The 13,862-nt window shown below is 71.3% G+C and carries 9 protein-coding genes; 1 reads left to right on the top strand and 8 read right to left on the bottom strand.

The features are described from left to right. Positions 1-13 precede the first annotated feature (13 nt). Positions 14-781 (top strand): SDR family NAD(P)-dependent oxidoreductase, encoded by a 768-nt coding sequence (locus tag ACZ6ZT_RS13635; protein ID WP_469719048.1) that lies wholly within the window; start codon positions 14-16, stop codon positions 779-781. Between the two features lie 411 nt (positions 782-1,192). Here the strand turns inward: ACZ6ZT_RS13635 and ACZ6ZT_RS13640 are convergent, their stop codons facing one another. The 8 genes from ACZ6ZT_RS13640 to ACZ6ZT_RS13675 form a co-directional block, all read right to left on the bottom strand. After that, positions 1,193-1,573, bottom strand: a complete 381-nt coding sequence (locus ACZ6ZT_RS13640) for a helix-turn-helix domain-containing protein (protein ID WP_007266936.1) — start codon at positions 1,571-1,573, stop codon at positions 1,193-1,195. Between the two features lie 109 nt (positions 1,574-1,682). Further along, a complete protein-coding gene (locus ACZ6ZT_RS13645) occupies positions 1,683-2,162 on the bottom strand; it encodes a CinA family protein (protein ID WP_469719086.1) in 480 nt (159 codons plus the stop codon). Positions 2,163-2,260: 98 nt separating this feature from the next. Further along, entirely contained in the window at positions 2,261-2,917 is a 657-nt protein-coding gene (gene pgsA / locus ACZ6ZT_RS13650) for a CDP-diacylglycerol--glycerol-3-phosphate 3-phosphatidyltransferase (RefSeq protein ID WP_469719050.1), read from the bottom strand. Continuing rightward, positions 2,914-4,407: a 30S ribosomal protein S12 methylthiotransferase RimO gene (gene rimO / locus ACZ6ZT_RS13655; RefSeq protein ID WP_469719052.1), complete on the bottom strand. Its 1,494-nt coding sequence runs from the start codon at positions 4,405-4,407 to the stop codon at positions 2,914-2,916. The genes pgsA and rimO overlap by 4 nt, the downstream gene beginning before the upstream one ends. 125 nt (positions 4,408-4,532) lie before the next feature. After that, positions 4,533-5,432: a helix-turn-helix domain-containing protein gene (locus ACZ6ZT_RS13660; RefSeq protein ID WP_469719088.1), complete on the bottom strand. Its 900-nt coding sequence runs from the start codon at positions 5,430-5,432 to the stop codon at positions 4,533-4,535. 205 nt (positions 5,433-5,637) lie between these two features. After that, the gene (locus ACZ6ZT_RS13665) at positions 5,638-8,427 is read right to left on the bottom strand and encodes a DNA translocase FtsK (protein ID WP_469719054.1); all 2,790 of its coding nucleotides are present in this window, start codon (positions 8,425-8,427) and stop codon (positions 5,638-5,640) included. Positions 8,428-8,593: 166 nt separating this feature from the next. Next, the gene (locus tag ACZ6ZT_RS13670; RefSeq protein WP_469719056.1) at positions 8,594-9,274 is read right to left on the bottom strand and encodes a response regulator; all 681 of its coding nucleotides are present in this window, start codon (positions 9,272-9,274) and stop codon (positions 8,594-8,596) included. Positions 9,275-9,509: 235 nt separating this feature from the next. Next, a partial coding sequence (locus ACZ6ZT_RS13675) for a HAMP domain-containing protein (RefSeq protein WP_469719058.1) occupies positions 9,510-13,862 on the bottom strand: 4,353 nt, incomplete at its 5' end.

Here is a 13,862-nt window from a genome sequence, read left to right on the forward strand (position 1 = left end):
GTACGGTCCCTGCATGCCCACACCCACCGCGTACGACCTCACCGGCCGCACCGCGCTCGTCACCGGAGCCGCCAGCGGCATAGGCCGCGCCACCGCCCTGCTGCTCGCCGGGGCGGGCGCGGCCGTGCACTGCGCGGACCGCGACGAGCCCGGCCTCGCCGAGACCGCGGCCCTGATCACCAAGGCGGGCGGCGCCGCCACCGCCCATCCCCTCGACGTCACCGACCGCGCCGCCCTGCGCGCCGCCGTCGCCGCGTCCGGGCCCCTCGACATCACCGCCGCCATCGCCGGGGTGATGCACACCAGCAGCGTCCTGGACACCACCGACGAGGACCTCGACCGGATCCTGGACATCAACTTCAAGGGCGTCCTGCGCACCTGCCAGGAGGCCGTCCGCTCCATGATCTCCGCCGGCCGCCCCGGCTCGGTGATCACCATGGCCTCCGGCGCCGTGGACGCCGCCCAGCCCGGCCTGCTCTGCTACAGCGCCGCCAAGGCGGCCGTGGTCCAGCTGACGAAGACCCTCGCCACCGAGGCCGGCCCGCACGGCATCCGCGTCAACGCCGTGGCCCCGGGCTGGATCCGCACCCCGATGACGGACCGGCACGGCCCCGAGGTCCAGGAGCGGACCGAGGCGGCCATGGTGCGGATGTCCCCGCTGCGCCGGGTCGGGCGGCCCGAGGACATCGCGCAGGCGGTCCTCTATCTCGCCTGCGACGCCTCGTCCTTCACGACCGGCCAGATCCTGCGCCCGAACGGCGGAATATCGATGCCCTGGTAGCCCCCGCGGCCCCGCCGACGCCCCCCACCCCGCCGCCCCCGCTCCCACCGCCGGCCCGCGCCCTGCGCACGGGCACCCGGCCCGTACAGTGCACCGGCAGCAGCCCGAGCCCCCAGCCGCCCACCGCGACGGCCCCTTCCACCGGCCCGGCGCCCTCCGGCACCAGCGCGAGCCGGAGCACGGCCCACCACCAGAGCACGCCCGCCGTCAGTACGAGGGGTATGAGTAAGCGCCGCACGGCCACCTCCCAGCGGGCCGGGTCCCGGACGGCCCCATCCTCCCGCAGGACCCCGCCCCCCGCACCCAGAACGCCCGCGCGCCGCCCCGTCGGCCCAGGACGGCAAAGAGCCCCGGCCGGTGCTCGACGCACCACCCGGGGCTCCCGCCACGCTCACATGCTTGTCGTCACGCTCAAGCGGCTACGACATTCACCGCTTCCACGGGTGCCTTGATGGTCACCCGCTCCGGACCGCCCGTGACCGAGGCCACGGAGACCGAATTGAGCATCGGGCGCACCGGTGCCGGCACCGGTTCGCTTGCGGCGGCCGACTGCGCAAGCTCCGCCAGCGACAGCTCGTCACTGACTTCGCGCATCAGCTCGGACATCCGTACGTCCAGCGCGTCGCAGATCGCGGAGAGCAGCTCGGAGGATGCCTCCTTCTGCCCCCGCTCCACCTCGGAGAGATAGCCGAGCGAAACTCGGGCGGACGAGGAGACTTCGCGCAGAGTACGGCCCTGGCGCTGGCGCTGCCGACGCAGCACGTCACCCAGCAGGCGACGGAGCAGAATCATCGGTGGCTCCCTCCTCTGACCGTGTAGCCGTAACCTTCACGCCCCACCGTACCGCCTCGCGCCGCGGCCGTGCGGGGAGCGATGTCGTGTTCACTCAGGGCTGCAAACATCAGATCCCCCCGTTCTGTTCCGTATCCTGCCCCCGCAGATTCTCGCGGAGTTCGCTCGAAAGAAGTTCGAGCACGGTCCGTACACTCTCCCTACGGATTTCCGTACGGGAGCCGTTCAACCTCAACAGGGCCGTTTTCCTGCCCGCGGGCCCGGCCACGGCGATGAAGACCGTGCCCACCGGCTGCCCGTCCTGCGGGTCCGGCCCGGCCACTCCGGTGGTCGCGATGCCCCACGAGGCACCCATCACGCGCCGCACTCCGGCCGCCATCTCCCCCGCGACCTGCGCGTTCACCGCGCCTTCCGCGGCGAGCAGGTCCGCGTCCACCCCGAGGACACGGTGCTTGAGTTCAGTGGCGTACGCGGTGACCGAGCCGAGGAAGGAGCGCGAGGCGCCCGGCACCGCGGTGATCTCGGCGGCGACCAGGCCGCCGGTCAGGGATTCCGCGACCGCGAGCGTCTGGTCACGCTCCGCGAGCATCCGCAGGACGTCCCGGGCCGCACCGGCGGTCTCCCCACCGGCTCCGGCACCGGCTCCCGCCGCGGCGGGTTCCACCGGCCGCTCGTCCGCCCCGCGCGTCACGTCGTGGCCCGCTCCGCCGCCAGGCCGGCCCGGCGCAGCACCGCTGCCTGCCGGACGTAGTCCAGCGCGGTCACCACGGTGAGCACGACGGCGACCGCCATCACCCAGAAGCGCAGGGTGGCGAGCGGTCCGGTCAGCGCGAGCACGTACATGCCCACGGCGGTGCCCTGGGCGAGGGTCTTCAGCTTGCCGCCCCGGCTGGCCGGAATGACTCCGTAGCGGATCACCCAGAACCGCATCAGCGTGATCCCGAGCTCCCGCCCGAGGATCACCCCGGTCACCCACCAGGGCAGGTCGCCGAGCCAGGACAGACACACGAGAGCCGACCCCATGATCGCCTTGTCGGCGATGGGGTCGGCGATCTTCCCGAAGTCCGTGACCAGGTTGTACGTCCGGGCCAGGTGTCCGTCGAAGATGTCCGTGATCATGGCGACGGCGAAGGCCGCCCACGCCCACGCCCGCCAGACGGGGTCATAGCCCCCGTCGGCGAGCAGCAGCAGGACGAATCCCGGCACGAGGACGAGCCGGACCATCGTCAGGATGTTGGCGATGTTCCACAGACTGGCCTGATTGACGGCCGCGGTCCCGAGCTTCGCGCCGGGCGCGGGCCGGCGGCCGGTCCCGCCCGCCGCTGGTGCCGGGACACCGGTCATCCGGCCGCCTCCTCAAGCTCCATGCCCAGGGGCTCGGCCACCAGGTCCACACCCAGGGTGGCGACCACCTTCGCCGTGACGATGTGGCCCGGGACCAGGCCCGCGCCGTCCGTGAAGACGACCTGGCCGTCGGTCTCGGGGGCCTGGTGGGCGGCGCGCCCGTAGGCCCCCTCGCCCTCCTCGGCCTCGTCGAGGGGCACGACCGTCTCGACGAGCACCTCCAGGGTCTCGCCGATCCGCTCCTCCGCGCGCTGCGAGGTGAGCTCCTCGGCGAGGCGCTGCATGTGGGCGAGGCGCTCCGCGATGGTGTCCGCGTCCAGCTTGTTCTCGTACGTGACGGCCTCGGTGCCGTCCTCGTCGGAGTAGCCGAAGACGCCGATGGCGTCGAGGCGGGCGTGGGTGAGGAAACGCTCCAGCTCGGCGAAGTCGGACTCCTTCTCGCCGGGGAAGCCGACGATGAAGTTGGACCGGACGCCGGCCTGCGGGGCCTTGGAGCGGATGGTGTCCAGCAGCTCCAGGAAGCGGTCGGTGTCACCGAAGCGGCGCATGGCGCGCAGCACGTCGGGGGCCGAGTGCTGGAAGGAGAGGTCGAAGTACGGGACGACCTTGGGGGTCGAGGTGAGTACGTCGATCAGCCCGGGCCGCATCTCGGCGGGCTGGAGGTAGCTGACGCGCACGCGCTCGATGCCGTCCACCTCGGCCAGCTCGGGCAGCAGGGTCTCCAGCAGCCGGATGTCGCCGAGGTCCTTGCCGTACGAGGTGTTGTTCTCGGAGACCAGCATGATCTCCTTGACGCCCTGCTCGGCGAGCCAGCGCGTCTCGCCCAGCACGTCGCTGGGGCGGCGGGAGATGAAGGAGCCGCGGAAGGACGGGATGGCGCAGAAGGAGCAGCGCCGGTCGCAGCCGGAGGCGAGCTTGACCGAGGCGACCGGGCTCTTGTCCAGGCGGCGGCGCAGCGGGGCGCGCGGTCCGGAGGCGGGGGCGAGGCCCTCGGGCAGGTCCGCGGGGGCCTCGGCGGGCTCCTGGGCGTGGCCGGGCAGGGCCACGGCGGTGTCCTGGCGCTCCGCCGGGCTGATCGGCAGCAGCTTGCGCCGGTCGCGCGGGGTGTGGGAGGCGTGGACGCCGCCGTTGAGGATGGTCTGGAGGCGGTCGGAGATGTCGGCGTAGTCGTCGAAGCCGAGGACTCCGTCGGCCTCGGGGAGCGCTTCGGCGAGTTCCTTGCCGTAGCGCTCGGCCATGCAGCCGACGGCGACGACGGCCTGGGTCTTGCCGTGATCCTTGAGATCGTTGGCTTCCAGCAGGGCGTCTACGGAGTCCTTCTTGGCGGCTTCGACGAAGCCACAGGTGTTGACGACGGCTACGTCCGCGTCGGCGGCGTCCTCGACGAGCTCCCAGCCATCCGCCGCCAAGCGGCCTGCGAGCTCCTCCGAGTCCACCTCGTTACGGGCGCAGCCAAGAGTGACAAGGGCGACGGTACGGCGTTCGGGCATGGACTCAAGACTACTTCGTCCCGGCGCCGCCCCCCGCCCCAAGTCCCCCCACGACAAGATCCCCGGGGCCGGCGGCCGGCGCCGCGCGGGATCCCGGGGATCTGGAATTTCTTATTCCGTGCTGGTCAGCCCGCCTGGGCCTGGCCTTCGCGGGGATCGTCGCGGGTGTAGGTGAGACGTTCCACCTGGCCCTGCTCGAAGCGTTCCTTGATTTCCTTGCCGTTCACGAAGAGCTTGACGGCCCCGGCGTCGCCGAGCACGAGGTCGACGGACTCCTTGTCCGTGAAGGTCTTCGATTCCCCGGCCGCGAGGGTCCCGTCGAAGAGCAGCCGGCCGCTGTGGTCCTTCGCGGAGATCCAGCTCTCCCCGTGGTCGGCCGTCAGGACGACGGTGACGACGTCCTTGGGGGCCGCGGCGATCGCGCTGTCCGAGGGCTCCGGCTTCGGAGCCTTCGGGGTCTGCTGGGGCTGGGCCGCCGGCTTGCCCGCGGGCTGCTTGGGAGCGGACTTCGGGGAGGCGGAACCTTCCGCCACCGGCCGCTTGGACTGGCTGTCGCCGCCGCCCCCGAAGGCGGTGAAGCCGACGAAGCCGATCACGGCGACGATGGCGGCGACCATGGCGGCGGTCCAGTTGGGCCGCTGCCGTTCGGGGCGGATCCGCTCGGCTTCGAACATCGGCGCGGCGGGGGTGGGTGCCGGCCGGCCGCCGTGGGCCGCGTCGTAGCTGTCGACCAGGGGTACCGGATCGAGGTGCACGGCGCGGGCGAGCGTACGGATGTGACCGCGGGCGTAGACGTCGCCGCCGCACCGCGAGAAGTCGTCCTCTTCGATCGCGTGCACGATCGGAATGCGGACTCGGGTGGTGGAGCTGACCTCGTCGACTGTCAGCCCGGCGGCGATCCGGGCCTTCTTGAGGGCCGTCCCGATGGACGGCTCTTCGACGGGACGTTTGACGAGGCGGTCCTCGGACCGGTCGTCGGTCGAAGGCCGCTCTTCTTCGGGGGAGTTGGAGTTGCCGATGGACACGAGGGCGCCTTTCGAGCGTGTAGCCACCTGCTGGCTTCCCAGTCTAGGGGGGTGACGAAAGGGTGGGGCAACCGGAGGGTGCTCTCCCTACGCCATCCGAATGGCTTCGGGCGCGCCCGCCGTCACCCCCCTCAACTGGACGCGCGCCCCGGGGAAACGGTTGCCCGCCGATCCCATACGACCGGGTGAGCCGGACGGCCCCGTCCTACGGCGCGTCCTCGCCCCGGATCACGGCGAGGACCCCGTCCAGTTCGTCGGGTTTGACCAGGACGTCGCGGGCCTTCGACCCCTCGCTGGGGCCGACCACGCCCCGGGACTCCATCAGGTCCATCAGCCGGCCCGCCTTGGCGAAGCCCACCCGCAGCTTGCGCTGGAGCATGGAGGTGGAGCCGAACTGGGTGGAGACCACCAGCTCCGCCGCCTGGCACAGCAGGTCCAGGTCGTCGCCGATCTCCTCGTCGATCTCCTTCTTCTGCTTCTGCCCGACCGTGACGTCGTCCCGGAAGACGGGCGCCATCTGCTCCTTGCAGTGCCGCACGATCCCGGCGATCTCGTCCTCGGTGACGAAGGCGCCCTGGAGGCGGACCGGCTTGTTCGCCCCCATCGGCAGGAACAGCCCGTCCCCCTTGCCGATCAGCTTCTCGGCCCCCGGCTGGTCGAGGATGACCCGGCTGTCGGCGAGCGAGGAGGTGGCGAAGGCGAGGCGCGAGGGCACGTTCGCCTTGATCAGACCGGTCACCACGTCCACCGAGGGCCGTTGCGTGGCGAGCACCAGGTGGATGCCGGCCGCGCGGGCCAGCTGGGTGATGCGCACGATCGAGTCCTCGACGTCGCGCGGGGCCACCATCATCAGGTCGGCGAGCTCGTCGACGATCACCAGCAGGTACGGGTACGGGCTCAGCTCCCGCTCGCTGCCGGGCGGCAGCTGGATCTTGCCGTCCCGGATCGCCTGGTTGAAGTCGTCGATGTGCCGGTAGCCGAAGGCGGCGAGGTCGTCGTAGCGCAGGTCCATCTCGCGCACCACCCACTGGAGCGCCTCGGCGGCTCGCTTGGGGTTGGTGATGATCGGCGTGATCAGGTGCGGGATGCCCTCGTACGCGGTCAGCTCGACCCGCTTGGGGTCGACGAGGACCATCCGGACGTCCTCCGGGGTGGCCCGCACCATCACCGAGGTGATCAGGCAGTTGATGCAGGAGGACTTGCCGGAGCCGGTGGCGCCCGCGACCAGCACGTGCGGCATCTTCGCGAGGTTGGCCATGACGTAGCCGCCCTCCACGTCCTTGCCGAGCGCGACCAGCATCGGGTGGTCGTCCTCGGCGGCGTCCGCGAGACGCAGCACGTCGCCCAGGTTGACCATCTCGCGGTCGGTGTTGGGGATCTCGATGCCGACCGCGGACTTCCCCGGGATCGGGCTGATGATCCGCACGTCCGGGGAGGCCACGGCGTAGGCGATGTTCTTCGCCAGCGCGGTGATCCGCTCGACCTTCACGGCGGCGCCGAGCGTCACCTCGTAGCGGGTGACCGTCGGGCCCCGGGTGAAGCCGGTGACCTGCGCGTCGACCTTGAACTCGGTGAAGACGTTCGTCAGCGAGGCGACGACCGCGTCGTTGGCGGCGCTGCGGGTCTTGCCGGGGCCGCCCTTCTCCAGCAGGTCCAGGGAAGGCAGGGCGTACGTGATGTCCCCGCGCAGCTGGAGCTGCTCGGCGCGCGGCGGCAGCGGCTGGGGCTTCTCCGGCGGGGCCTTCGTCAGGTCCGGCACCGACAGCGTCCCGGAAGCCGCGGCGGTCCGCTCGTGCGGCGCGTCGTCCCCCGTCGGGGCAGCCGGCGCGATCGGGGTGGTCGGGGCGGTGGTCCGCTCCCCCCGGGCGGGCGGTACGGGAGCGGTGACCTCCACGCCCTCGCGCTCCCCGGAGATCCCCTGGGTGAGGTCGGCGACCAGCGGGGACGGCGGCAGCCCCCCGTACACCACCCCGTCCAGCGCGGCGGCGGCAGCGGCCGCCACGTCGACGGCGTCCATCCCGTGCTCCCCGCCCCGCGCGGCGGCCCGGCGCGGCCGGCGCCGCCGGGCGAGGGCGGCCTCCTCGGCCGCTGCGCCGGGGTCCGCGATGCCCGCTCCGGCCGACCGGGCCCGCCACTGCTCGGCGTCGTGGCGGTCCGGCCCGACGACGCCGCCCTCCCGCTCCGCGTACCCCTCGTCGTACGCGTTCGGCGCGATGATCCCGAGCCGGATCCCGAGCCGGCGCAGCCGCTGCGGGATCGCGTTGACCGGGGTCGCGGTGACCACCAGCAGCCCGAACACCGTGAGCAGCACCAGCATCGGCACGGCCAGCGGCGCGCCCATCGTGAAGATCAGCGGCTTGGAGGCAGCCCAGCCGACGAGTCCGCCGGCGTTCTGCATCGCGGTGGTGCCCTCGTCGCGGCCGGGCGCCCCGCAGGCGATGTGGACCAGCCCGAGGACGCCGATGACCAGGGCGGACAGACCGACGCCGATGCGCCCGTTGGCGTCGGTCTGCTCGGGGTGGCGGATGAACCGGACGGCCATGACCCCGAGCAGGACCGGCACGAGCAGGTCGAGGCGCCCGAACGCGCCGGTGACCAGCATGGTGACCAGGTCACCGACGGGCCCGCTCAGGTTCGACCAGGTCCCGGCGGCGACGATCAGCGCCAGGGCCAGCAGCAGCAGCGCCAGGCCGTCCTTGCGGTGCGCGGGGTCGAGGTTCTTCGCGCCCCGGCCGAGCCCGCGCAGGACCGCGCCGATCGCGTGCGCGAGACCGAGCCAGCAGGCGCGCACCAGCCGCAGCACGCCCCCGGTGGGGGACGGCGCCGGTTTGGCGGCGACCTTCTTGACCGGAGCGCGCCTGGCCGCCGCGGCCTTCTTCGCGGGCGGCTTACGGGCGGGGGCCGCCTTCTTGGCCGGCGCCGTCGTACGGCCGGTGCGGCCCTTCGCGGTGCCCGCGGTGCTCTGGGAACCCTTGCCGGACGTACTTGAGGCCATGGGGTGGAGGTTACCGGTGCGCACGCCGGTGGACACGCGTGCCCACCCCTTCACCCGTTCGTGTCGCCCCGTCGGCAAGCGCTTTGACGCAGCGCCAGACCTGACGCCCACCCAGCCGAGGCCGCGGCGGACGTCTTTCCCGTACGGAAGGGCTCCGCCCCTGCGCTCAGCCCTGCGCGGGGAGCATCGGCGCTCCCCCGCCCGTCCCCGGCTCCAGCGCGTCCAGTGCCCGGCGCAGACCGGTCAGCTTGCGCTCCAGGTGCGCGGCCGTGGCCACGACCCCCGCGTCGGCCGAGTCCTCGCCGAGCTGCTTGGTCAGGGCCTCGGCCTGCTCCTCGACGGCGGCGAGCCGCGCGGAGAGCTCCGCCAGCAGTCCGGCGGTCTCCTTGCCGCCGTCGCCGTCGGCGCCGCCGCCCTCCAGCTGGAGGCGCAGCAGGGCCGCCTGCTCGCGCAGTTGGCAGTTCTTCGTGTACAGCTCGACGAAGACCGACACCTTGGCGCGCAGCACCCACGGGTCGAACGGCTTCGAAATGTAGTCCACCGCGCCCGCCGCGTAACCGCGGAAGGTGTGGTGCGGACCGTGGTTGATCGCGGTGAGGAAGATGATCGGGATGTCCCGGGTCCGTTCGCGCCGCTTGATGTGCGCGGCCGTTTCGAATCCGTCCATGCCCGGCATCTGGACATCCAGCAGGATGACCGCGAAATCGTCCGTCAGCAGCGCCTTGAGCGCTTCCTCCCCCGACGACGCCCGGACCAGTGTCTGATCGAGCGCGGAGAGGATGGCCTCCAGCGCCAGCAGATTCTCCGGCCTGTCGTCGACCAGGAGGATCTTGGCCTTCTGCACCATGCCCTGTCCTCCTCGCCCCGGCACGGGGCCTCCCCGGCTCCTGGCTCCGGCGTGTGCGCCGGGTCCCGCCCCAGAGGGCGGCATCCTTGCGCCGTCCGTCCTTGTGCCGGTCATCGTAGCCCCAGTCCCGAGATCGCCACACCCTGTCACCAAGATGTCACTGTGCACGAAGCGGAAACGTGAGGGGAGGGCGGAAGGTTCCCCTCCTGCCCTCCCCTCACCGTCCGGCATCCGATCATTTACCACGCATGTGCTGCTCCATGACCGACAGGAGGTAGTCGGGTTCGACCGGCTTGGTGACGTAGTCGGAGGCCCCGGAGTCGATCGCCTTCTCCCGGTCCCCCTTCATCGCCTTCGCCGTCAGCGCGATGATCGGCAGCCCCGCGAACTGCGGCATCCGCCGGATCGCCGAGGTCGTCGCGTACCCGTCCATCTCCGGCATCATGATGTCCATCAGCACGACCGCCACGTCGTCGTGCTGTTCGAGGACCTCGATGCCCTCCCGCCCGTTCTCGGCGTAGAGCACCGCGAGCCCGTGCTGCTCCAGCACGCTCGTCAGGGCGAAGACGTTGCGTACGTCGTCGTCCACGATCAGCACCCGCTCGCCGTGGAAGTCGTACGTCCGCGGCGGCGCCGCTGCCGGCTCCTCCAGGTCCCAGGCCTCCCCGTAGGGCTGCCCCACCACCTCGGCGCGCGGCGCGGCGTCGCTCAGCTGCTTGCGGCGCCGCCGGAACAGCGCCGACGAGCCCTGTCCGGCGGGCTCCGCCGTCGGCAGCGCCTGGCGCACCGGGGCAGGCGCCAGCGGCGCGGGGGCCGCCGCCGGCCCCGGCTCGGCCGGCGCCGCCTCCTCGGCCGGCCTGCGGTACTCCCCGCGCGCCCCGCCGGGCGTGGGCGGCGCGTACCCCTGCGGCGGCAGCTCGCTCGGGTGCAGCGGCAGGTACAGCGTGAACGTGGACCCCCGCCCGGGCTCGCTGGCCGCGTGGATCTCCCCGCCCAGCAGCCGGGCGATCTCCCGGCTGATGGACAGCCCGAGCCCGGTGCCGCCGTACTTGCGGCTGGTGGTGCCGTCCGCCTGCTTGAACGCCTCGAAGATCACCAGCATCTTGCTCGCCGCGATCCCGATGCCCGTGTCGGTCACCGAGAAGGCGATCAGGTCGGCGTCCGCCTCGCGCAGCGAACCGGCCTCCAGCAGCTGCTCGCGGATGGCCGCCGGCACATCGCCGCCCGCCGGCCGGATCACCAGCTCCACCGCCCCGTTGTCGGTGAACTTCACCGCGTTGGACAGCAGGTTGCGCAGCACCTGCAAGAGGCGCTGCTCGTCCGTGTGCAGGGTCGCGGGGAGCTCCGGGGAGACCCGTACCGAGAAGTCCAGGCCCTTCTCCGCGGTCAGCGGCCGGAAGGTGGCCTCGACGTAGTCCACGAGCTGGACCAGCGCGATCCGGGTCGGCGAGACGTCCATCTTGCCCGCCTCGACCTTGGACAGGTCCAGGATGTCGTTGATCAGCTGGAGCAGGTCGGAACCCGCCCCGTGGATGGTCTCGGCGAACTCGACCTGCTTGGGCGAGAGGTTCTCGTCCGCGTTGTCGGCGAGCAGCTTGGCCAGGATCAGCAGCGAGTTCAGCGGGGTGCGCAGCTCGTGCGACATGTTCGCGAGGAACTCGCTCTTGTAGCGCATCGAGACGGCGAGCTGCTCGGCCCGCTCCTCCAGGACCTGCCGGGCCTCCTCGATCTCGGTGTTCTTCACCTCGATGTCCCGGTTCTGCTGGGCCAGCAGCTCGGCCTTCTCCTCCAGTTCCGCGTTGGCGGCCTGGAGGGCCTTCTGCCGGTTCTCCAGCTCGTCGGAGCGCTCCCGCAGCTGCTCGGTCATCTCCTGCGACTGCTTGAGGAGCACCTCCGTCTTGGAGTTGACGGAGATGGTGTTGACGCTCGTACCGATCATCTCGGCGATCTGGCTGAGGAAGTCCTTCTGGATCTGCGTGAAGGGCGTGAAGGACGCCAGCTCGATGACACCGAGGACCTTCCCCTCGAACAGCACCGGCAGCACGATCACATGGGCCGGCGGGGCCTCACCGAGCCCGGAGGAGATCTTCAGGTAACCGGGCGGGGTGTTCTCGACCAGGATCGTCCGCTTCTCCTCGGCGACCGTCCCGATCAGCCCCTCCCCCGGCCGGAAGGAGATGGGCATCTGACCGCCCGCGTACGCGTAACTCCCGCGCATCCGCAGTTCGTACGAGCCGTCCCCGGTCCCGTCCGTACCGATCTCGTTGCTGCCGCCGGTGGGCAGCGCCAGGAAGAAGGCACCGTGCTGCGCGGAGACCACCGGGGTGAGCTCGCTCATGATCAGCGAGGCCACGTCGTCCAGCTCCCGGCGGCCCTGCATGAGGGCGGAGATCCGGGCGAGGTTGCCCTTGAGCCAGTCCTGTTCCTTGTTGGCCAGGGTGGTGTCGCGCAGGTTCACGATCATCGTGTTGATGTTGTCCTGGAGAACCTGGATCTCGCCCGCCGCGTCCACGTCGACCTTCAGGCTCAGGTCGCCGCGGGTCACCGCGGTGGCCACCGCCGCGATCGCGCGCACCTGCCGGGTGAGGTTCCCGGCCATCTCGTTCACGGACTCGGTCAGGTCGCGCCAGGTGCCGTCCACGTCCCGCACCCGGGCCTGACCGCCGAGGATGCCCTCGGTACCCACCTCGCGGGCCACCCGGGTCACCTGGTCCGCGAAGGAGGACAGCTGGTCCACCATCGTGTTGATGGTGGTCTTGAGCTCCAGGATCTCGCCGCGCGCGTCGATGTCGATCTTCTTGGTCATGTCGCCCTTGGCGATGGCGGTCGTGACCATGGCGATCTGCCGCACCTGGCCGGTGAGGTTGGAGGCCATGAAGTTCACCGAGTCGGTGAGGTCCTTCCACGTCCCGGAGACCCCGGGGACGTGCGCCTGGCCGCCGAGGCGGCCCTCCGTACCCACCTCACGGGCCACGCGCGTGACCTCGTCCGCGAACGACGACAGGGTCTTGACCATCGTGTTCACGGTGTCGGCGAGCTGCGCGACCTCGCCGCGCGCCTCGACGGTGACCTTCTTCGTCAGGTCGCCGTTGGCGACCGCCGCCGAGACCTGAGCGATCCCGCGCACCTGGGCCGTCAGGTTCCCGGCCATGGTGTTGACGTTGTCGCTGAGGTCCTTCCAGATGCCGGTGACCCCGCGCACCCGGGCCTGGCCGCCCAGGATGCCCTCCGTCCCGACCTCGCGCGCCACCCGCGTCACCTGCTCCGCGAACGACGACAGCTGGTCCACCATCGTGTTCACGGTGGTGACGAGTTCGAGGATCTCGCCCTTGGCATCGACGGTGATCTTCTTCGACAGGTCGCCCATCGCGACCGCCGTGGTCACCTCGGCGATGTTGCGCACCTGCGAGGTCAGGTTGTTCGCCATGAAGTTGACGGACTGGGTGAGGTCCTTCCAGGTGCCGGAGACACCCTTGACCTCCGCCTGGCCGCCCAGGATGCCCTCGGTGCCCACCTCCCGGGCCACCCTGGTGACCTGCTCGGCGAAGTTCGAGAGCTGGTCGACCATCGTGTTGAGGGTGTTCTTCAGCTCCAGGATCTCGCCGCGGGCGTCCACGTCGATCTTCTGCGACAGGTCGCCGCGCGCCACCGCCGTGGCGACCTGGGCGATGTTGCGGACCTGCGAGGTCAGGTTCCCGGCCATGCCGTTCACCGAGTCCGTGAGGTCGCGCCACACCCCGGCCACGCCCGGCACCTGCGCCTGACCGCCGAGACGGCCCTCCGTGCCCACGTCCCGGGCGACCCGGGTCACCTGCTCCGCGAAGGCCGAGAGCTGGTCGACCATCGTGTTGATGGTGTTCTTCAGCTCCAGGATCTCGCCCCGGGCGTCCACGTCGATCTTCTGCGACAGGTCACCGCGCGCCACCGCCGTGGTCACCTGGGCGATCTGGCGCACCTGCGAGGTCAGGTTCCCGGCCATGAAGTTGACCGAGTCGGTCAGCTCCTTCCAGGTACCGGACACCCCCTCGACGCGCGCCTGACCGCCGAGGCGGCCCTCGGTCCCCACGTCCCGGGCCATCCGCGTGACCTGGTCGGCGAAGGAGGACAGCTGGTCGACCATCGTGTTGACGGTGTTCTTCAGCTGGAGCATCTCGCCGGAGACGTCGACGGTGACCTTCTGCGACAGGTCGCCGTTCGCGACGGCCGTCGTCACCTGCGCGATGTTGCGGACCTGGCCGGTGAGGTTGCGGAAGGCGGTGTTCACCGAATCGGTGAGGTCCTTCCACGTCCCGGCCGCGCCCGGCACCTGCGCCTGACCGCCCAGCTCACCCTCCACGCCGACCTCACGGGCCACCCGCGTCACCTCGGCACCGAAGGACTGGAGCTGGTCCACCATCGTGTTGACGGTGTTCTTCAGCTCCAGCATCTCGCCGGCCACGTCCACGGTGACCTTCTGCGACAGATCGCCGTTCGCCACCGCCGTCGTCACCTGTGCGATGTCCCGCACCTGCGTGGTGAGGTTGCGGAAGACCGTGTTCACCGAATCGGTGAGGTCCTTCCACGTCCCGGCCGCGCCCGGCACCTGCGC

It is taken from the genome of Streptomyces sp. NPDC102258 (assembly GCF_055584685.1).